Source organism: Sinomonas sp. ASV322 (assembly GCF_030908245.1).
Lineage (GTDB): Bacteria > Actinomycetota > Actinomycetes > Actinomycetales > Micrococcaceae > Sinomonas.
In genome coordinates, this window is sequence record NZ_JAVFJJ010000001.1 from 518911 (window position 1) to 538678 (window position 19768).

At 67.2% G+C, this 19768-nt stretch carries 15 protein-coding genes; 2 read left to right on the forward strand and 13 right to left on the reverse strand.

The genetic code is table 11. From position 1 onward, the window contains the following. Positions 1-2: 2 nt before the first annotated feature. From RBS12_RS02385 to pdxT, 9 genes are all read right to left on the reverse strand, one after another. Entirely contained in the window at positions 3-2309 is a 2307-nt protein-coding gene (locus RBS12_RS02385; protein WP_307964525.1) for a bifunctional (p)ppGpp synthetase/guanosine-3',5'-bis(diphosphate) 3'-pyrophosphohydrolase, read from the reverse strand. A 330-nt stretch (positions 2310-2639) separates the two neighbouring features. Further along, complete coding sequence (gene secF, locus RBS12_RS02390; RefSeq protein WP_307964433.1) at positions 2640-3632, reverse strand: protein translocase subunit SecF; 993 nt, start codon at positions 3630-3632, stop codon at positions 2640-2642. After that, positions 3632-5413, reverse strand: coding sequence for a protein translocase subunit SecD (secD, locus tag RBS12_RS02395; protein WP_307964434.1), 1782 nt, complete (start codon positions 5411-5413; stop codon positions 3632-3634). The genes secF and secD overlap by 1 nt, the downstream gene beginning before the upstream one ends. A gap of 74 nt (positions 5414-5487) precedes the next feature. Continuing rightward, positions 5488-5913, reverse strand: a complete 426-nt coding sequence (gene yajC, locus RBS12_RS02400) for a preprotein translocase subunit YajC (RefSeq protein ID WP_307964435.1) — start codon at positions 5911-5913, stop codon at positions 5488-5490. 163 nt (positions 5914-6076) lie between these two features. After that, positions 6077-7171 carry a Holliday junction branch migration DNA helicase RuvB gene (gene ruvB / locus RBS12_RS02405; RefSeq protein ID WP_373886457.1) on the reverse strand — a complete coding sequence of 365 codons (1095 nt, stop codon included), beginning with the start codon at positions 7169-7171 and terminating at the stop codon, positions 6077-6079. Beyond that, positions 7164-7811, reverse strand: a complete 648-nt coding sequence (gene ruvA, locus RBS12_RS02410) for a Holliday junction branch migration protein RuvA (protein ID WP_307964436.1) — start codon at positions 7809-7811, stop codon at positions 7164-7166. The genes ruvB and ruvA overlap by 8 nt, the downstream gene beginning before the upstream one ends. 259 nt (positions 7812-8070) lie before the next feature. Beyond that, positions 8071-8673: a crossover junction endodeoxyribonuclease RuvC gene (gene ruvC / locus RBS12_RS02415; RefSeq protein WP_307964437.1), complete on the reverse strand. Its 603-nt coding sequence runs from the start codon at positions 8671-8673 to the stop codon at positions 8071-8073. An 8-nt stretch (positions 8674-8681) separates the two neighbouring features. Then, the gene (locus RBS12_RS02420) at positions 8682-9437 is read right to left on the reverse strand and encodes a YebC/PmpR family DNA-binding transcriptional regulator (protein ID WP_307964438.1); all 756 of its coding nucleotides are present in this window, start codon (positions 9435-9437) and stop codon (positions 8682-8684) included. Between the two features lie 2 nt (positions 9438-9439). Then, positions 9440-10081, reverse strand: coding sequence for a pyridoxal 5'-phosphate synthase glutaminase subunit PdxT (gene pdxT / locus RBS12_RS02425; protein WP_307964526.1), 642 nt, complete (start codon positions 10079-10081; stop codon positions 9440-9442). 197 nt (positions 10082-10278) lie between these two features. On the opposite strand from pdxT, the gene asnB reads away from it, so the two are divergent. Together asnB and RBS12_RS02435 are read left to right on the forward strand one after the other, a co-directional pair. Continuing rightward, complete coding sequence (gene asnB / locus RBS12_RS02430; RefSeq protein ID WP_307964439.1) at positions 10279-12969, forward strand: asparagine synthase (glutamine-hydrolyzing); 2691 nt, start codon at positions 10279-10281, stop codon at positions 12967-12969. Between the two features lie 69 nt (positions 12970-13038). Next, on the forward strand, positions 13039-15051 hold the full coding sequence (locus RBS12_RS02435; RefSeq protein ID WP_307964440.1) for a M3 family metallopeptidase: 2013 nt from the start codon (positions 13039-13041) through the stop codon (positions 15049-15051). Positions 15052-15315: 264 nt separating this feature from the next. On the opposite strand, the gene pdxS is transcribed toward RBS12_RS02435, so the two are convergent. The 4 genes from pdxS to thrS all read right to left on the reverse strand — a co-directional run bounded on the left by pdxS (position 15316) and on the right by thrS (position 19688). Continuing rightward, entirely contained in the window at positions 15316-16224 is a 909-nt protein-coding gene (gene pdxS, locus RBS12_RS02440) for a pyridoxal 5'-phosphate synthase lyase subunit PdxS (protein ID WP_307964441.1), read from the reverse strand. 183 nt (positions 16225-16407) lie between these two features. Further along, entirely contained in the window at positions 16408-17028 is a 621-nt protein-coding gene (gene pgsA / locus RBS12_RS02445) for a phosphatidylinositol phosphate synthase (RefSeq protein WP_307964442.1), read from the reverse strand. Continuing rightward, positions 17018-17671: an HIT domain-containing protein gene (locus RBS12_RS02450; RefSeq protein WP_307964443.1), complete on the reverse strand. Its 654-nt coding sequence runs from the start codon at positions 17669-17671 to the stop codon at positions 17018-17020. The genes pgsA and RBS12_RS02450 overlap by 11 nt, the downstream gene beginning before the upstream one ends. A gap of 1 nt (position 17672) precedes the next feature. Next, on the reverse strand, positions 17673-19688 hold the full coding sequence (thrS, locus tag RBS12_RS02455; RefSeq protein ID WP_307964444.1) for a threonine--tRNA ligase: 2016 nt from the start codon (positions 19686-19688) through the stop codon (positions 17673-17675). Positions 19689-19768 lie beyond the last annotated feature (80 nt).

A 19768-nucleotide genomic window follows, 5' to 3' on the forward strand; every position in this document is an offset into this window, starting at 1 on the left:
GGTCACGTGCGGCGGCGATTGCCCGTCGTCCGGTACACGTCGAAAACGCCATCGATCCGTCGGACCGCGCTGAGGACGTGATTGAGATATTTCGGATCGCCCATTTCGAAGGCAAAACGCGAGAGCGCGAGGCGGTCGCTCGACGTGTGAACGTGCGCCGAAAGGATGTTCACGTGATTCTCGGCGAGAACCCGAGTCACGTCTGAAAGGAGGCTCTTGCGGTCGAGGGCCTCGACCTGGATCTCGACGAGGAAGACGCTCGACTGCGTGGGGGCCCACTCGACCTCGACAATCCGGTCGGGTTGAGCGCGCAGACTCGCCGCGTTCGTGCAGTCGACGCGGTGCACCGAGACTCCCGAGCCGCGCGTCACGAAACCGAGGATGGGATCCGGCGGAACCGGGGTGCAACATCGGGCGAGTTTGACCCAGACCTCGTCGACGCCGCGGACGATGATGCCCGAGTCGGAGTACTTCGGCGGTGCGGGCGTCGTCGGCGCGATGGTCTCGGCGATGTCCTCGGCCGTCCCGGCGGCGCCGCCCAAACTGTCGACGAGCTTCTCGACGACGGACTGGGCCGAATTGTGGCCGTCGCCGATGCCTGCGTAGAGGCCGGCGATGTCCTGATACCTGAACTCCTGCGCGATGGCGAGGAGTGCATCGTGGCTCAGGAGCCGCTGGAGCGGGAGGTTCTGCTTGCGCATCGCGCGCGTGAGCAGCTCCTTGCCCTTGTCGATGGCCTCCTCGCGCCGCTCCTTGCTGAACCACTGCCGGATCTTGTTGCGGGCCCGCGCACTCTTGACGAAGTTCTGCCAGTCCTGGCTAGGGCCGGCGCCTTCGGCCTTTGAGGTGAAGATCTCGACGACGTCACCGTGATTGAGCTCGCTGTTGAGCGGAACGAGCTTGCCGTTGACTCGGGCGCCAATCGTGCGATGGCCCACTTCGGTGTGGATCGCGTACGCGAAATCGACCGGCGTCGAACCCGCCGGGAGGGCCATGACCTCACCCTTCGGGGTGAAGACGAACACCTCCCGCGCGTTGATCTCGAAGCGCAGCGAGTCGAGGAACTCCCCCGGGTCCGAGGTCTCCTGCTGCCAGTCGACAAGCGAGCGGAGCCAGCCCATCTCGGCCGCCTTGCCGTCCGGCGTGTGCGAGTTGCGGTTCGGCTGGTCTTTGTACTTCCAGTGGGCGGCCACGCCGTATTCGGCGCGCCGATGCATCTCGTGCGTGCGGATCTGGATTTCGACGGGCCTGCCGTTGGGCCCGATGACCGTCGTGTGGAGCGACTGGTACATGTTGAACTTCGGCATGGCGATGTAGTCCTTGAATCGCCCGGGCAGAGGGTTCCACCGGGCGTGCATCGCGCCGAGCACGGCGTAGCAGTCCCTCACGGAGTCCACGAGGATGCGGACGCCCATGAGGTCGTTGATGTCGTCGAATTCCTTCTGGCGGACGATCATCTTCTGGTAGATCGAGTAGTAATGCTTCGGCCGACCCGTCACTTCCGCGCGGATCTTGGCCGACCTGAGATCGTCGACGATCTGGTCGCGAATCACCGAAAGCTGCTTCTCGCGCTCGGGCGTCCGCGCCCCGACCATGCGCACGATCTCCTCGTACACCTTCGGGTATAGCGCGGCAAACGAGAGGTCCTCGAGCTCCCACTTGATGGTGTTCATGCCGAGCCGGTGGGCTAGAGGGGCGAAGATCTCGAGGGTTTCGCGCGCCTTGCGGGCCGACGATTCTGGGGAGACGAAGCGCCACGTCCGGGCATTATGCAGGCGGTCCGCGAGCTTGATGACGAGCACGCGGATGTCCTTGGCCATCGCGACGACCATCTTGCGGACGGTCTCTGCCTGCGCGGCGTCGCCGAACTGCACCTTGTCGAGCTTCGTGACACCGTCGACGAGCATCGCGACCTCGGGGCCGAAGTCCTTGCGGAGCTGTTCGAGCGTGTACGACGTGTCCTCGACCGTGTCGTGCAAGAGAGCGGCGGCAAGGGTCGTCCCGGTCATGCCGAGCTCTGCGAGGATGGTGGCCACCGCCACGGGATGCGTGATGTAAGGGTCGCCGCTCTTGCGCTTCTGGCCCTGGTGGCTGCGCTCGGCAACCTCGTACGCACGCGTGATGAGCTCGAAGTCCTCGCGCGGGTTGTTGGCCCGGACGGTCCGCAGGAGGGGCTCGAGAATCGGCGAGTGCGCGCTCACACCCCGGCCAGTGAGACGTGCGAGCCTCGAGAACGTGCGGTCCCGCCTGCCCAGGAGAGGGCGCTCGAGCAGGCTGTTGGTCCCCGGAGCCGGCGCTGGCGAGGTCACGAGCGGCGAGACCGGGGCGGCACCTGCCGGGGCCGCCCCTGGCGTGGACGACGACGCCGGCGCGGCCGCCGCGGCGACCTGACCCTGGGCGCGTGCAAGCTCCGGCTGACCGGCTCCGGCTTCCTCCGCGGGACGCGGGGCACCGGAATGGGCCGGAACAGGCGTCGGACGCTCCTCCACGCAAGCCTCCTGAACGGTCTGAGGATTCATTCAGTCTATGCCCGGGTAGAACGCACGGAACAATCGCCGCCATTCCTCGGGCCAGACTGTGTTCGCCGACAGCGCGTCGCGCACCCAGACGGGAGCGGACGGGCCGCGCGGAGCAAGGCCTCAGACCGTCGCCTCGGACCTCCGCGCCGCGACCTTCTCGGCCTGCTTCACGAGCGCCGGCTCGCCCTCACGAAGCCACGCATACATCGGGGCGGCGATGAAGAGAGTCGCAGCGGTGCCCGCGAGGATGCCGACGAAGAGCGCAAGGGACAGATCACGCAGGGTGCCAGCCCCCAGAAGCCCGGCCCCGATGAAGAGGATCGCGGCAACCGGCAGGACGGCGACCATCATGGTGTTGATCGACCGCACGAGCGTCTGGTTCACGGCGAGGTTGACCTCTTCACCGAACGTGCGCCGCGTCGACGTCGAAATGTCCGCCGTATTCTCGCGGATCTTGTCGAACACCACCACGGTGTCGTAGAGCGAATAGCTCAGGATCGTGAGGAAGCCGATGATGGCCGACGGCGAGATCTCGAAGTCGCTGATCGCGTACACGCCTTCGGTGACGAAGATCGTCACGATCATGCCGGTGAGTGCCGAGAGCGACATCTTCCACGTTCGGAAGTAGAGGGCCATGAGCACGGCCGCGAGGCCGACGAACACCACGAAGCCGATAAGCGCCTGATTGGTGACGTCTGCGCCCCACGTGGGGCCGACGAACGTCGATGCGACCTCGTTCGAATTGACTCCGTAGGCGGCCGCGAGCTTGTCCTTGACCTGAAGGGTCTGCGTGTCGGTGAGCTGATCGGTCTGGACCTGGATCGTGTTCCCGGCGACATTCGCCACGCGCGGCGTCGAGCCGGGCACGATCGAGTGCACCGCGTTCTGGCCCACCACGGTATCGGTGGACTTGGCCTGGGAGATCGTGAACTGGGAGCCGCCCCGGAAGTCGATGCTGAGGTTGAAGCCGCCCCGCACGAGAGGCACGATGATCGCGATGAGCACGGCGGCCCCGGCCACGATGAACCACAGCTTCCGCCTGCCGACGAAATCGTAGGAACGCTTGCCGGAGTAGAGCTCATTGCCGAAGCGGGCGAGGACGGTCGTCGACATCAGTTCTCCTCCTGAGAACGCTCGGCACGCTGAGCGGACTTCGTGGCCGTGGCGAGGTCTGTCTGCTGCTCGGCCTCGGCCGCGCGGCGCTCAGCGATGGTCATGCGGCGCCCGGCCTCGCCGGCCGCGGCCGCGTTCTTGGGCTTGAGGGAGCCTCGAGCGGCTTCCGATGCCTCGCGGAGACGGCCCGCGCCGCGATACAGCGGCACAGCACCGAGCTGGACGGGATCAAGGCCGGAGAAGCGGTGGCCCTCGCCGAAGAACTTCGTCCGCGCAATGATCTGGAGCGTCGGGTGAGTGAACATGAACACGACGATGAGGTCCGCGATGGCCGTGAGCCCGAGCGTGAACGCGAAGCCACGGACGTTGCCGACCGCAACGAAGTACAGCACGACCGCGGCCAGGAGGTTGACGGCCTTCGACGCAAGCACCGTGCGCTTTGCTCTCCTCCAGCCGTTCTCGACGGCGGAGACGAGTCCGCGGCCTTCACGAAGCTCGTCGCGGATGCGCTCGAAGTAGACGATGAACGAGTCTGCGGTCTGACCGATCGCCACGATGAGGCCCGCGACGCCCGCAAGGGACAGGCGGTAGTTCTGCGTCCAGCCGAGGATCGTGATGGACAAGTACGTCATGAGGCCTGCGACGACGAGCGAAGCGATCGTCACGAAGCCAAGGGCGCGGTACTGGAAGAGCGAGTACACGACGACGAGGAGCAGGCCGATGAGCCCCGCGAGGAGGCCCATCTGCAGCTGCTGCGTTCCGAGCGTCGCGGAGATCTGCTCCTCGCTCTGGATGTCGAAGCTGATCGGCAGCGCGCCGAATCGGAGCTGATCCGAAAGGGTCCGGGCACTCGTCTGCGTGAAGCTGCCGGTGATCTGCGGGCGGCCGTCGGTGATCACGGCCAGAGCACGAGGCGCCGAGAGCACCTTGTCGTCGAGGACGATCGCGAACTGCGCACGGGCGTCGTTCCCGCGCTCCCCGCCGGCGGCGACATAGAAGCCGTTGAGCCGCTGCGTGACGTCCTTGAAGACCTTGGTGCCGTCGCCGTTGAACTGGATGTTGACGGCCCACTGGTTCGTGACGGCGCCCTGCTGGCCCTGGACGAGCTGGTAGGTCGAGCCGGAGATATCGGTACCGGGAATCTCGACCGGACCGAGGATGTACTTGATGGCCGGGGTTCCGTTGGCTGCAGGCTGGCACGTCACGAGCGGCTTCTTCGGATCCGAGCGCTGCGTCGTCTCGGGCTGCGGCTGGGTGCAGTCGAGCGCCTCGAACTGCTTGTAGACATCCGCCGTCACCCAATTGGTGTCGCTCGCGTTCGTCGGCGCAGCGCTGGGCTTGGGCAGCTGGTCATCGGGGACGAGCTTCTCCTTCGCCACGGCGGCCGGATCGCCAGCGGCGAGCACCGGGCGGAAGTTCATGTCCGCGGACGCCTGGATGAGCTGGCGCGTCTCGGCCGACGGAACGCCGGGGAGGCTCACGACGACGTTCCGGCTCGACTGCGTGCTGATCTCCGCCTCGGAGACGCCGGAGCCGTCAACGCGCTGGCGGATGATCTCGACCGCCTGGTTGAGCTGATCCGGCGTCACCGCGCCGCCACCCGTCACCTTGGGCGCGAGGATCATCTGGGTTCCGCCCTCGAGATCGAGCGCGAGCTTGGGCGCCCATGACGCTTGGGCTACGAGGACACCGCCGCTGAGGGCAGCGACGAGAGCGACGAACAGGACGACGAGCCAGACGAGGGTCCTGAGTCCCGGCCGCTTCGTGCGGGATCGAGCCATGGGTTCATTACTCCTGATGAGACGGCCGCTGCGCGCGATCGAGCCGGGCGCGGGTGGCAGGCGTTGAGTGGCTTTTACTTGCCTTCGCCGTTGAGGCGCTTGAGGGTCTCCTCCGGGGTCTCTCCGGGGCGGGCCTCGGTGTGCGGGGCAGGATCGCCCGACGGGGTGTGCGACTGCGCCTCGGCGGCCGCATCGTCGTCGTCGGCCGCCTGCTCGTCGACTGCGGGCGCTGCCGACGGCTCGACGACCTTCGAGATGGCCTGCTTGTGGACGGTGGCCGTGGCACCCGGGGAAAGCTCAAGAACGACCTTGTTCTCGCTTTCGTCGACCGACACGATGCGTCCGAAGAGCCCGAAGCTCGTCATGACCTCGACACCGGGGACGAACTTCGAACGCATCTCGGCCTGCTGCGACTGGGTCTTCCTGTTGCGCCGGAACATCGTGAAGATGAAGAACGCAAAAACGACAAGCAGGAGGATGGTTATCGGATCGAAGGGCATGGTGAATCCAATCTCTTGGGTGGCACGCGACTGGGGATGCGCGCCTGACCCGGATCGTTCCGGGCACAGCATCTCGGCCCGCCAGAGGCAGGTTGTCTTCCTTCAGTCTACGGGCAAGGAGACACAAGAGTTCCCGGCGGCGCGCCTCGCGGGGGGCAGGCCGTCAGCGCCACTCGGCGAGGACGTCGTCGTCGCCCGTCTCCTCGGACGCGCCTGTTCCGGGTCCAAAAAGAGTTGAGCTGTAGGCGAACGGGGCATCGGGCGGGACTGGCAGGCCCAAGTGCTGGTAGGCCGCGGGCGTCGCGATGCGCCCGCGCGGGGTGCGTCCCATGAGGCCCTCGCGCACAAGGTACGGCTCGGCAACAGTCTCGACCGTCTCCGGCTCCTCCCCCACGGCAATCGCGAGGGTCGACAAGCCCACGGGACCTCCGCCGAACTTCGTCGCGAGCGCCGTGAGGACCGCGCGGTCAAGGCGGTCCAGTCCCCTCGCGTCGACCTCGTACATATCGAGCGCGGCTGCCGCAGTGCGAGCGTCGATGCGTTCGATCCGGTGCACGAGGGCCCAGTCCCGAACGCGACGGAGCAGACGGTTCGCGATGCGCGGAGTCCCGCGCGAGCGCCCTGCAACCTCTGTGAAGCCAGCCGACGTCACCCTGAGGTCCAGAAGGCCCGCCGAGCGTCGCAGGACCAGCTCGAGCTCCTCGACGGAATAGAACTCGAGATGGCCCGTGAAGCCGAAGCGGTCGCGCAGCGGCCCGGGCAGGAGGCCGGCCCGGGTCGTCGCGCCGACGAGCGTGAACGGCGGCAGGTCGAGCGGGATCGCCGTCGCGCCCGCGCCCTTGCCCACGACGATGTCGACCCGGAAATCCTCCATGGCCATGTAGAGCATTTCCTCGGCGGGCCGAGACATGCGGTGGATCTCATCGAGGAAGAGGACCTCGCCCTCGGAGAGCGAGGAGAGGATCGCCGCGAGATCGCCCGCGTGCTGGATCGCCGGCCCCGACGAGATTCTGAGCGGCGCGTTCATCTCCGCCGCGATGATCATCGCGAGCGTCGTCTTGCCGAGGCCGGGAGGCCCCGAGAGCAGCACGTGATCGGCGCTGCGTCCGCGCAGCCGCGACGCCTCGAGCACGAGCGAGAGCTGGCGCCTGACACGCTGCTGGCCGACGAAGTCGTCGAGCAGCTTCGGGCGGAGCGCCGCCTCGATCGCGCGCTCCTCGGGCTCCTCGCCCGTCGACACGATAGACGGCTCAGCCACGCGAACCCGCCTTCACGGGCGTCCTGGCGCCCTGGCCGAGCCACCGCAGCGTTGCCCGCAGAATCTCCGGGACGCTCCCGGCATCGGCCAGATCGGGCCGGTCCTCGAGCGCGCGCCCGATGCTCGATTCCGCGTCCTTCTCGGACCAGCCAAGGGAAGTCATCGCCGCGATCACCTGCGGCTTCCACGCCGCGTCAGCCGAGGCGGGCGACGACGGCGCGAGGCCGCCCGGCGTGCCATGCGGAACGAGCTTGCCCTTGAGTTCGAGGACGAGGCGCGCGCCGACTTTCGGCCCAATGCCCGGAACCTTCGTGAACGCCTTGGCGTCCTCGGAATGAGCCGCCACGCGCACGGCTTCAGGGCTGTGGACCGCCAAGACCGCGAGGGCGAGCCGAGGCCCCACGCCAGCGACCCCCAGCAGGACCTCGAATACCTCGCGCTCATCAATCGACGCGAAGCCGTAGAGCGTGAGCGAATCCTCGCGCACGACCATGAGGGTATGCACGGTGCCAGGCTCCCCGACCCCAAGGCCGGCGAGCGTCTGCGGCGTGGCGGCGAAAGACATGCCGACCCCGCCGACGTCGATCACCCCCGACGAGAGCCCGACGTGCGCCACCATGCCGCGGAGGAAACTGATCATCGCGGAGCGCTCCCTTCTGCTATCCGAACACATCTACGAACAACTTAGCGTCAGCAGCCGACAGAACACGTCAGGATATGCGGCGCGCCTTCGACTCGGCCGCTGGCCATCTCTCCGCACGCTTCGGGAACCTTTACAACTTTCGACGCGCCTTCGACTCCGCCGCTGGCCATCTCTCCGCACGCTTCGGGAACCTTTACGACTTTCGACGCGCCCTGGACTCCGCCGCTGGCCATCTCTCCGCACGCTTCGGGAACCTTTACGACTTTCGACGCGCCTTCGACTCGGCTTCCACCCACGCCCGTTGGGCCGGCGTCATCGCCGTCGCCGGCATCGCTGTCGTACGTCCGACGGCGGAAGGCGAGCCCGGCGCGGAGCCGCGCCAAGCGTGGGCCAAGGCAAGCGCGAGGGCGTCGGCGGCATCGGCCGGTCGGGGCGACGCGTCGAGGCGCAGGATCTTCGTCACCATGCGCGTCACGGCGTCCTTATCGGCGCGGCCACTCCCCGTCACCGCTGCCTTGACCTCGGAGGGCGTGTGCAGGGCAACGGGTATTCCCTTGCGGGCCGCCGCAGCGATCACGACGCCCGAGGCCTGGGCGACGCCCATGACCGTGCTCACGTTCAGCTGGGAAAAGACGCGTTCGACGGCGACGACTTCCGGCTCGTAGCGCTCGAGCCACTCGTCGATCGCGGTAGCGATGACGAGCAGGCGCGCGTCGAGCGGCTGGTCCGCCGAAGTTCCGACAACGCCAACGCCCACGAGGGAGGCGCGCCGATCCCGCGCGACATCGACGACACCCAGGCCGCACCTCGTGAGGCCCGGGTCGACGCCGAGTACGCGGAGATTGACGGAACCAGCCACGGCGGGGGTCACTCGGCCTCGAGGGCCGCCATGACCTCCTCGCTCATGTCCGCGTTTGTGTAGACGTTCTGGACGTCGTCGAGGTCCTCGAGAGCGTCCACGAGGCGCATGAACTTGCGCGCGCCGTCCGCATCGAGCTCAACCTCCATGGACGGGACGAACTCCGCCTCGTCGGTGTCGTACTCGATCGCGGCGTCCTTGAGGGCGTCCCGGATGGCCTGGAGGTCGTTCGGCTCGGAATAGACGACCCAATTCTCGCCAGCGTCCTTGACCTCCTCGGCGCCGGCCTCGAGAACGGCCATGAGGACGTCGTCCTCGGACAGGCCGTTCTTCGGGAGGCTCACGACGCCCTTGCGCGTGAAGAGGTAGCTCACGGACCCCTGATCCGCCATCGAGCCGCCATTGCGGGTCACCGCGAGGCGCACGTCAGCGGCCGCCCGGTTGCGGTTCTCCGTGAGGCACTCGATGAGGAGCGCGGAACCCTGGGGACCGCGGGCCTCATACATGATCTCCGTGTACTCGATCGCCTCGCCGGTGAGGCCGGCGCCGCGCTTGATCGCCCGATCGATGTTGTCGTTCGGGACCGAGTTCTTCTTGGCCTTCGAGACGGCAAGGTCAAGCGCCGGGTTGCCAGACAGGTCGGGGCCACCCAAGCGCGCCGCAACCTCGATCGTCTTGATGTACTTGGCGAACGCCTTGGCACGCTTGGCGTCGATGACCGCCTTCTTGTGCTTCGTGGTCGCCCATTTGGAGTGGCCGGACATGCCTACGCTTCTCCCTTGATCATGCGGATGAAAAGTTCATGGACTCGCAGCTCGCCCGTCACTTCCGGATGGAAGGATGTCGCGAGCAGATTTCCCGAACGGACTGCGACAATTCTAGACTGGCCGCCCAACGTGGCCGTGTGCGACGCATGCTGGGGATCGACTTCGGCCAGCACCTCGACGGACTCCCCCACGCGCTCGACCCACGGGCCGCGGATGAAGACGGCGTGGACGGGACCACCCGACTGATCGATGTCCTTGAAGTCCAGATCGGTTTCGAAGGACTCCCGCTGCCGGCCGAAGGCATTGCGCCGCACCGTGATGTCGAGGCCTCCGAAGGTCCCCTGCGGCTTCCCCGAAAGGTCTTCGGCGGGATCGGCGATCTCGTCGGCGAGGAGAATCATGCCCGCGCACGAGCCATAGACCGGGAAGCCCTCGGCGATCTTCCGCTTGAGCGGCTCCGACACACCGAACGCGCGGGCGAGCTTGTCGATCGCCGTCGACTCGCCGCCCGGGATGACCAGCCCATCGAGCCCGTCGAGTTCCTCAGGTCGACGCACCTTGACTGCGTCCGCCCCCAACGACTCGAGTGCATGAACGTGCTCCCGCACGTCACCCTGAAGCGCAAGCACACCGACGCGCAGCGCGGGCGCGCCTGAGGCTTCGGCGGGCGGGCGGGAAGAAGTCCGATCGACGCGGGAATTCACCTATCCAGTCTAGTAGGGGCCGCCACGCGGCACGCGAACCGCCCTCCGCGCGCCGACGACACAGGCCGGGCGAGGAAGCCGCACCGGTAGCATGGACGCCGGACCGTGTTCGACGACAGATTGAGGATTGCACGATGTGCGGTATCGCCGGCTACTACGGTTTCGCTCAGGATCGGGCTCTGCTCGAGACGATGAACAGCTGCATCCAGCACCGAGGCCCTGACGGCGAGGGCTACTACGTCTCCGATCCTGTTGGTGACCGGTCCGTGGGCCTCGCTCACCGCCGTCTCGCCATCGTCGACCGCGCCCACGGCCAGGAGCCGATGGTCAGCGCCGACGGCCAGACGATCCTCATCTACAACGGCGAGGTCTACAACTACCGGGAGCTCCGCACCGAGCTCGAAGGGCTCGGACGCACCTTCGCGACCGTCTCGGACACCGAGGTCGTCCTCCAGGCCTATGAGGAATGGGGCACGGACGCCTTCGACCGCTTCAACGGGATGTTCGGCCTCGCCATCCTCGACCACGCGAACGGCCGGCTCGTCCTCGCGCGCGACCACTTCGGCATCAAGCCGCTCTATTGGGCCAACGCCGGATCCGAGCGGGAGCCCCAGCTGCTCTTCGCCTCGGAGATCAAGCCGATCCTCGCCACCGGGAAGCTCGAGGCCCAGCCGAACGAGCGGATCCTCTACCGATACCTCCGGTACCGTATCCACGACGACACGGCCGAGACCTTCTTCGAAGGCGTCAACAAGCTCCTTCCGGGCGAGATGATGACCGTCGACCTCGAGACGGGCCGCCTCCGCATCTCGAGCTACACGCGGCTGCGCGAAGAACTCGAGGAGCTCGCCAAGGTCAGCGCCCCGTACACGCCGGATGTCGTCGACGAATACCGGCGCCGCTTCACGGAGGCAATCCGCATCCGCCTCAACTCCGAGGTCCCGGTGGGCAGCGCCCTCTCGGGCGGACTCGACTCGTCCGCCGTCGTCGTCACGATCAACCGCCTCATGCAGGAGAACGCCGAGGGTCTCGAAGCCGTCGGCGCGAAGCAGAACACGTTCAGCGCGGTCTTCCCCAACGCGATCAACGACGAGGAGGCGTATGCGGACGCGGCGATCGCCGTCTGCAAGGGGAACATCGAGGCCCACAAGATCAAGCCCACGCCTGAGAGCTTCGACGCCGACCTCGAGGACTTCGTCCGCACCATGGAGGAGCCCATCATCTCCTCCGGCCCCTACGCGCAGTACTGCGTCATGAAAGAGGCCTCGAAGCACGTCACGGTCCTGCTCGACGGCCAGGGTGCCGACGAGATGATGGCGGGCTACATCCCGTACTACTTCGCCTACCTGCGCCAGCTCAAGGACGACGGCGACCTCGCGACGCTCGCGCGGGAGTCGTCGTCGAGCCTCGACATCTTCTACCGCCTCGGCCGCTTCCGCCTCAAGGGCATGGCGAGCGGCAAGAAGGCCGTCTCGATGGGCACCCTGCTCAAGCGCGACTGGGCGCAGAAGTTCACCGGAGAGTCCTTTGGGAACATCCCGGCAAACCTCAAGCTGCGCCTCATCGACGACCTCTTCGAGAAGTCCCTCCCATCGCTTCTGCGGTACGAGGACAAGAACACGATGCGCTTCTCGCTCGAGGGACGCGTGCCGTTCCTCGACAAGGAGGTCGTCAAGTACCTCTTCAGCCTCTCCGACGAGGCCATCATCAAGGAGGGCTGGAACAAGCGCGTTCTGCGCGACGCGACGCGCGGCCTCCTGCCCGAGATGATCAGCAACCGCCGCAACAAGATCGGCTTCACGACGCCCGAGGCCGAGTGGTTCAAGCTCATGAAGGAGCGGATCTACAAGATCTTCATGTCGAACTCCTTCTACAGCCGCCCGTATTGGGACCGCGAGCAGGTCCTCACGGCGTTCGAGGAGTACCTCAACGGCAAGAACGACGCCGACACGATGATCTTCTGGCGGCTGCTCAACGTCGAACTGTGGTTCCGCGAGTTCATCGACAAGGACGAGGCTCCGGCCGACGTCAAGCTCAACAAGAGCGACTATGAGGCCAACCCGGACAAGGACCTCGACATCGTCTCGGCCGGCCAGACTTTCCGCCGCTACCCGCTCCAGACCGACGTGTTCTCGCGGGGCACCGAGCTGGCGCCTGCCGTGTCCGGCTATGTCGAGCGGTTCTTCAACGGGCTGCCCGAGGCGCCCGAGGAGGCGCGCAAGGCGGTCGAGGGCCTCCCGTGGTACCTGCTCGTGAGCGAGAAGATCGTCGCCATCACGCAGGGCCGCTCCTTCCCGGTCTGGGAGATCGAGGTCTCCCCCGCCGCCCGCGTGCTCAGCAAGTTCGTGACGCGCACGCCTGCCGGGATCGGCCTCGGAAGCCCGTGGTCGATGCAGATCGCGATCAACGAGGTCGGCCTTCCGCTCATCGTCAAGGCCGCGGCGGCCTCCGTCGTCGGCAAGGTCCAAGGGAAGAGCGGCGTCTTCTACGACGTCGTGGGCCACAACATCAACGCGATCGACGGCGCGACGCCGTACAGCCTCGGCGCCGCGAGCAACTCGGTCAAGCTCGCGCCCAAGGATCCCGACGGTGTCGCGCGGTCGCTCAGCTCCGCGATCCGCGCCGCGCTGCCCGCGGAAGCGACCGCGACCTTCGGCGGGACAGCCATCATGGACGCGAACGATCTCGGCGTCGTCGTCATGGGCCACGACACGGGCCTTCCGAAGGAGACTATCGCCGGGATGTTCAAGGACAACCCGCAGGGCCAGGGCTCGCAGGCCACGCCGATGTCCCTCGTCTTCACCCAGGACGCCGCGGCCGAATAGCCGAGGCTGCGGCCCTGCCTCGCGGCCCCGGTCCTTGCCCGGGGCCGCTAGGCGTGAAAGGCTCCTTTCATGGCCAACCCGCTCCTCACCCGCAGCACGCTTCCGTATGCCCTGCCGCCGTTTGCCGAGATCCGCGATGAGCACTACCCCGAAGCGGTCGACGCGGGCATTGCGTCTCATCTGAGGGAAATCGACGCCATCGTCGAATCGCCCGAGGCACCCGATTTCGAGAACACCGTCGAGGCGATCGAGCGCAGCGGGGCGCTCCTCAACCGTGCCGTCGCGGCGTTCATGACGATGGTTTCCTCGCACGGCACCGATTCCATCCGCACGCTCGAGACGCAGCTCACGCCCAAACTCAGCGCGCACCAGGACGCGATCCTCCTCAATCGCCGCCTCAGGGACCGCTTCGCCGCGATCGACGCGTCGGGACTCGACGCCGAGGCCGCGAGGCTCGTCGACGAATGGCTCAACGACTTCCGCCGTGCCGGGGCAGATCTCGACGACAAGGGGCAGCGCAGACTGCGCGAGCTCAACGCCGAGCTCTCTCGCCTCGGAACCGAATACGGCCAGCGGGTGGCGAAGGCCATCAACGACGCCGCGGTGCTCGTCACCGACGAGGCCGAACTCGCGGGGCTCCCCGCAGACGACCGCGCGAGCGCGGCCCAGGCCGCTCGGGCCGCGGGACACGAGGGCGGCTGGCTCCTGACGTTCGTCCAGCCCACCGGCCAGCCCGTTCTCGCCGTCCTCGAGAACCGCGACCTCCGCCGTCGCGTCTTCGAGCGGTCGGTCGCGCGCGGAAGCTCGGAGGGAGACACCGACGCTCGGGGACTCGTGCTCGATATGGCACGGCTCCGCGCGGAGAAGGCCTCGCTCCTCGGCTATGAGACGTTCGCGGACCTCGCCGTCGACGACCAGACGGCGCCGTCCGCTGACGCTGTCCGTTCGATGCTCGCACGGCTCGCCCCGGCCGCCGTGCGCAACGCCGAAGCCGAGGCGCAGGCCCTCGCCGAGGTGGCAGGGCAGGACCTCGAGCCGTGGGATTGGGCCTTCTATTCGGCCATGGTCCGCCGCACGAAGTACGCGGTCGACGAGAAGGCGCTCCGCCAGTACTTCGAGCTCGACCGCGTGCTCGAGGACGGCGTCTTCTTCGCCGCGGGTCAGCTGTACGGACTCCGCTTCGAGGAGCGGCCTCACCTTCCCGGGTACCACGAGGACGTCCGGGTCTGGGAAATCTTCGACGCCGACGGCTCAGGCCTCGGCCTCTTCCTCGGCGACTACTTCGCCCGCCCGACCAAGCGAGGCGGCGCGTGGATGAACTCGCTCGTCGAGCAGTCGCGCCTCCTCGGCGAGCGGCCCGTCGTCGTCAACAACCTCAACGTCCCGAAGCCCGCTCCCGGCGAACCAGCCCTCCTGACGCTCGACGAGGCGCGCACGGCGTTCCACGAGTTCGGCCACGCGCTCCACGGGCTCCTCTCGGACGTCGAGTACCCGAAGTTCTCCGGTACGAACGTTCCGCGGGACTTCGTCGAATACCCGTCCCAGGTCAACGAGATGTGGCTCCTGTGGCCCGACGTCGTCGCGAACTATGCCCGGCACGTCGAGACCGGAGAACCCCTCTCCCAAGAACAGATCGACGCGCTGGATGCGGCGAAGCTGTGGGGCGAGGGCTTCGCGACGACCGAATACCTCGGGGCCTCGCTGCTCGACCTTGCATGGCACAGCCTCGCCGCCGGCGACGAGCCGGGCGATCCCCTCGACTTCGAGGCGCGAGCCCTCAAGGATGCCGAGGTCGCCGTCGCACTCGTCCCGCCGAGGTATCGCACGGGGTACTTCCAGCACATCTTCGCGGGAGGGTGGTACGCGGCCGGGTACTGGTCGTACATCTGGAGCGAGGTTCTCGACGCGGACACCGTCGAGTGGTTCAAGGAGAACGGTGGGCTCACGCGGGAAAACGGCGACGTGTTCCGCGCCCAGCTCCTGTCCCGCGGCTTCTCGCGAGATCCGCTCGAATCGTTCCGCGCCTTCCGCGGGCGGGAGGCCGACGTCGCGCCTCTCCTCGCGCGCCGCGGCCTCGGCTGACGACTCGGCGTTGCGGCTCATTCTGGTCGGCCGCAGTCCCCTTGTCGTTCGGAAAGGTCCCCTCAAGAAGCCTTTTCGAACGTTAGGGTGACTTGGCTGCGACGAGGCTCCGCGGACCTAGCCTGGGGGACGTCCCGCACCATCGATTGCTCCGTAGCTGTCGTTTTGGCTCCTCATAACGACAGTTGTGCAGCAATGGATGTGAGAACGACGGCGGCCGGCCACCCGAAGGTGACCGGCCGCCGTCGTGCATTGCCTAAAGGCTTACCAGCCGCGCTCGGCGAGGCGGTGAGGCTGAGGGATGTCGTCGACGTTGATGCCGACCATGGCCTCGCCGAGGCCGCGGGAGACCTTGGCGATCATGTCCGGGTCGTCGAAGAACGTCGTGGCCTTGACGACGGCGGCCGCGCGCTGGGCGGGGTTGCCGGACTTGAAGATGCCCGAGCCGACGAAGACGCCGTCCGCGCCGAGCTGCATCATCATGGCTGCGTCGGCGGGGGTCGCGATCCCGCCGGCCGTGAACAGCACGACCGGGAGCTTGCCGGTCTCCGCGATCTCGCGCACGAGCGCGTACGGGGCCTGGAGCTCCTTGGCCGCGACGTAGAGCTCGTCCTCGGCCATCGTGGTCAGGCGGCGGATCTCGGCGCGGATCTTGCGCATGTGCGTGGTGGCGTTGGAGACGTCTCCGGTGCCGGCCTCGCCCTTGGAACGGATCATCGCCGCGCCCTCATTGATGCGGCGCAGCGCCTCGCCGAGGTTCGTCGCCCCGCACACGAACGGCACGGTGAACTGCCACTTGTCGATGTGGTTCTCATAGTCGGCCGGGGTCAGGACCTCAGACTCGTCGATGTAGTCCACGCCGAGGGACTGGAGGACCTGAGCCTCGACGAAGTGGCCGATGCGGGCCTTCGCCATCACCGGAATCGAGACCGCGCCGATGATCGCGTCGATCATGTCCGGGTCCGACATGCGCGAGACCCCGCCCTGGGCGCGGATGTCGGCCGGCACGCGCTCGAGGGCCATCACGGCCACGGCGCCGGCGTCCTCGGCGATCTTCGCCTGCTCGACGTTGACGACGTCCATGATGACGCCGCCCTTGAGCATCTCCGCCATGCCGCGCTTGACGCGATCGCTGCCGGTGGTCGGAGCCGAGGAGTTTGCTTCAGTAGACACGTACTCGTCTTTCTTTAGGCTGCTCAAATGAAGAAGTGGTGTCGATCCAACCCGAGAGGAAGAACCTGAATCCTTGGGGAGAACCCCAGTCTATCGCCGCAGGTGCCACGGTGTGAGCGGTGCGACCAACCAAGAGCGCCGCGGCGCGCATGGGCGAATGCACAGGGCGCCGGCGGGGCTCCGTCAGGCCGGGCTGGACTCTTCGCGGGCCTGGCGCCGCACCGCGAGAATCCGCTGGATGACCGTCACGACGCTTGCGAGCGCAAGCACCACGAAAGTCCAGAACAGGAACGGCGTGGGCAGGCCCAAGCCGCACAGGCCGGCGACGACGAGGACCGAGACGAGCCGCTCCGCCCTCTCCGCGATGCCGACATTGGCCGTGTAGCCGAGCGATTCCGCCTTCGCCCGGGCATACGAGACGAGGTTCCCGAGGAGGATGCTGACGACGGCGAGAGAGCCCGTCTCCGGCGAACGGCCGCCGCTGTAGAACCACAGGGCGAGTCCGAGGAAGATCGCGCTGTCCTGCACCCGATCCAGCGTCGAGTCGAGGAAGCTCCCCCACCGGCCCTGGCGCCCGGCGAGGCGTGCCATGATCCCATCGACGACGTCGGAGAACACGAAGAGCGTGATGGCGACGACGCCCCAGAAGAGCTGGCCCAACGGGAACAGGATGAGGGCCGCGAGGCTCACCCCTGCAGTTCCCGCGAACGTCACGGCGTCCGGCGAGACGCCGAGCTTGAGGAGCGCGCGAGCGAGGGGCGTGAAAAGCCGCGTGAAGAACTCGCGGGCGTGTCTATTGAGCACCCGCTGCCTTCCCGCCGTCCCGCGCGAGCGCCGCGTCGCCGTCGTCCTCCACGCCGGCCCGGTGCCACGCCTCGGCGAGGAGCCCGCGCGTCTCGTCCAAGGTCTGAGTGATCTGCTTCGTCTGGGCGATGATCGGGAGGAAATTCCCGTCGCCACCCCACCGCGGCACGACGTGCTGGTGGAGGTGCGCCGCGATGCCCGCTCCCCCGGCGTCGCCCTGGTTGATGCCGATGTTGAACCCGTGCGGGCCCGCGACCTTGCGGATCACGCGCATCGCCGCCTGGGTGATCTCCGACATCTCTGCCGTCTCTTCGGGCGTGATATCTGTGTAGTCCGCAACGTGGCGGTAGGGGCACACCAAGAGGTGGCCCGGGTTGTACGGGAACAGGTTGAGCACCGCGTAGCACGTGCGCCCGCGGTGCACGATGAGCGCTTCCTCATCGCTGCGGGCGGGTGCCGCGCAGAAGGGGCAGTCCTCCCGATTGCGGAATTGCCCCTGGCCGCCCTTGACGTATGCCATGCGGTGCGGAGTCCACAGACGCCCGAAAGCATCCGGGGCGCTGGGCAGCTCGAAGCTGTCCGTCACCTCGCTGTCCGGGTCGCCGCCCGCGCGGGGCAGCTGTGCGCCTGTGAACTCCGCCATGTCAGAGCGCCCGCGTGCGGACGGCCTCGACGATCCGCTTGACCGCCTCGTCGACGGGCACGCCATTGTCCTGGCTGCCATCGCGGAACCTGAACGACACGGCTCCGGCCTCGGCGTCCTCGCCACCCGCGATCAGCACGAACGGGATCTTGTCCTTGCTCGCCGTGCGGATCTTCTTCGGGAAGCGATCGCTCGAGGCGTCCACGTGGGCGCGGATGCCCTCCTTCTTGAGGCGATCGACGACGTCGTACATGTAGTCGTCGAACGCCTCGGCGACGGGAATCCCGACGACCTGGACCGGGGCGAGCCACGCCGGGAAGGCTCCCGCATAATGCTCCGTCAGGACGCCGAGGAACCGCTCGACCGAGCCGAAGAGCGCACGGTGGATCATGACGGGACGCTGGCGCGTTCCGTCTGCGGCCTGGTACTCGAGCTCGAAGCGCTCCGGCAGGTTGAAGTCGAGCTGGATCGTCGACATCTGCCACGTGCGCCCGATCGCGTCGCGGGCCTGGACGGAGATCTTGGGACCGTAGAACGCGGCCCCGCCCGGATCCGGCACGAGCTCGAGGCCGGAGGCCTCGGCGACCGCCGCGAGGGTGCTCGTGGCCTCCTCCCAGGCATCGTCCGAGCCGACGTACTTCTCGGGATCCTTCGTGGAGAGCTCGAGGTAGAAGTCGTTGAGGCCGTAGTCCTTCAGCAGGTCGAGGACGAAGTTGAGCGTCGTGGTGAGCTCATCCTTCATCTGCTCCTTCGTGCAGTAGATGTGGGCGTCGTCCTGGGTCATGCCGCGGACGCGGGTGAGACCGTGCACAACGCCCGACTTCTCGTAGCGGTACACCGAGCCGAACTCGAACAGCCGCAGCGGAAGCTCGCGGTAGGAACGGCCCCGTGAGCGGAAGATGAGGTTGTGCATGGGGCAGTTCATGGGCTTAAGGTAGTAGTCCTGCCCCGGCTTGCGAACGGTGCCGTCCTCATTGAGCTCGGCGTCGACGTGCATCGCTGGGAACATGCCCTCGCGATACCAGTCGAGGTGGCCGGAGACCTCGTACAGGTGGCCCTTCGTAATGTGCGGCGTATAGACGAACTCATAGCCGGCCTCGGTGTGGCGCTGGCGCGAGTAATCCTCCATGGACTTGCGGATGATGCCGCCCTTGGGGTGGAAGACCGGGAGGCCCGAGCCGAGCTCGTCCGGGAACGAGAACAGGTCGAGTTCGGCGCCGAGCTTGCGATGGTCGCGGCGCTCCGCCTCGGCGATGCGGTCCTGGTACTCCTTGAGCGCTTCCTTCGTGGGCCACGCGGTGCCGTAGATGCGCTGGAGCTGGTCGTTCTTCTCGCTGCCGAGCCAGTACGCCGCGGCCGACCGGGTGAGCGCGAACGCGTTCGAGATGAGCTTCGTGTTGGGCAGGTGCGGCCCGCGGCACAGGTCGTGCCACACGGCCTCGCCGTTCTTGCGGTCGATGTTGTCGTAGATCGTGATCTCGCCGGCACCGACCTCGATGTTGGCGCCCTCCTTCGCCGCCCCCTCGGACTGGTGGTCCTTGGCCCCGAGCAGCACGAGCTTGTACGGCTCGTGCTTCATGGCCTCGATCGCCTCGCCCTCCGAGACGCTGCGGCGCCTGAAGATCTGGTTCTGGTTGACGATCTTGAGCATCATCTTCTCGAGGGAGCGCAGGTCCTCGGGCGTGAACGGCTCTTCGACGTCGAAATCGAAGTAGAAGCCGTCCCTGATGTACGGGCCGATGCCGAGTTTCGCGTCGGGCCGCAGCTGCTGAACGGCCTGCGCCATGACGTGCGCGGCCGAGTGCCGGAGGACATTGAGGCCGTCCTCCGAGGCAACATCCACGCCTTCGACGACGGCGCCGGCCGGGATGGGCTGGTCGAGATCCTTGAGCGCGCCGTCAACGCGGACGACGACGATCTCCCGCCTGCCGTCGAAGAGGTCCGCGCCCGTCGTGCCCCGCGTGACGGTCCGCTCCTCGCCGTCGACAGTGATGGTGATCTGTTGGGCATCTGACACGGGCGTCTCCTCTTCGTTGTCGGCTTCATAGCTTGTGGCATACGGGGACCACAGCCAGCCATCGTCAAGACTAGCGGAAA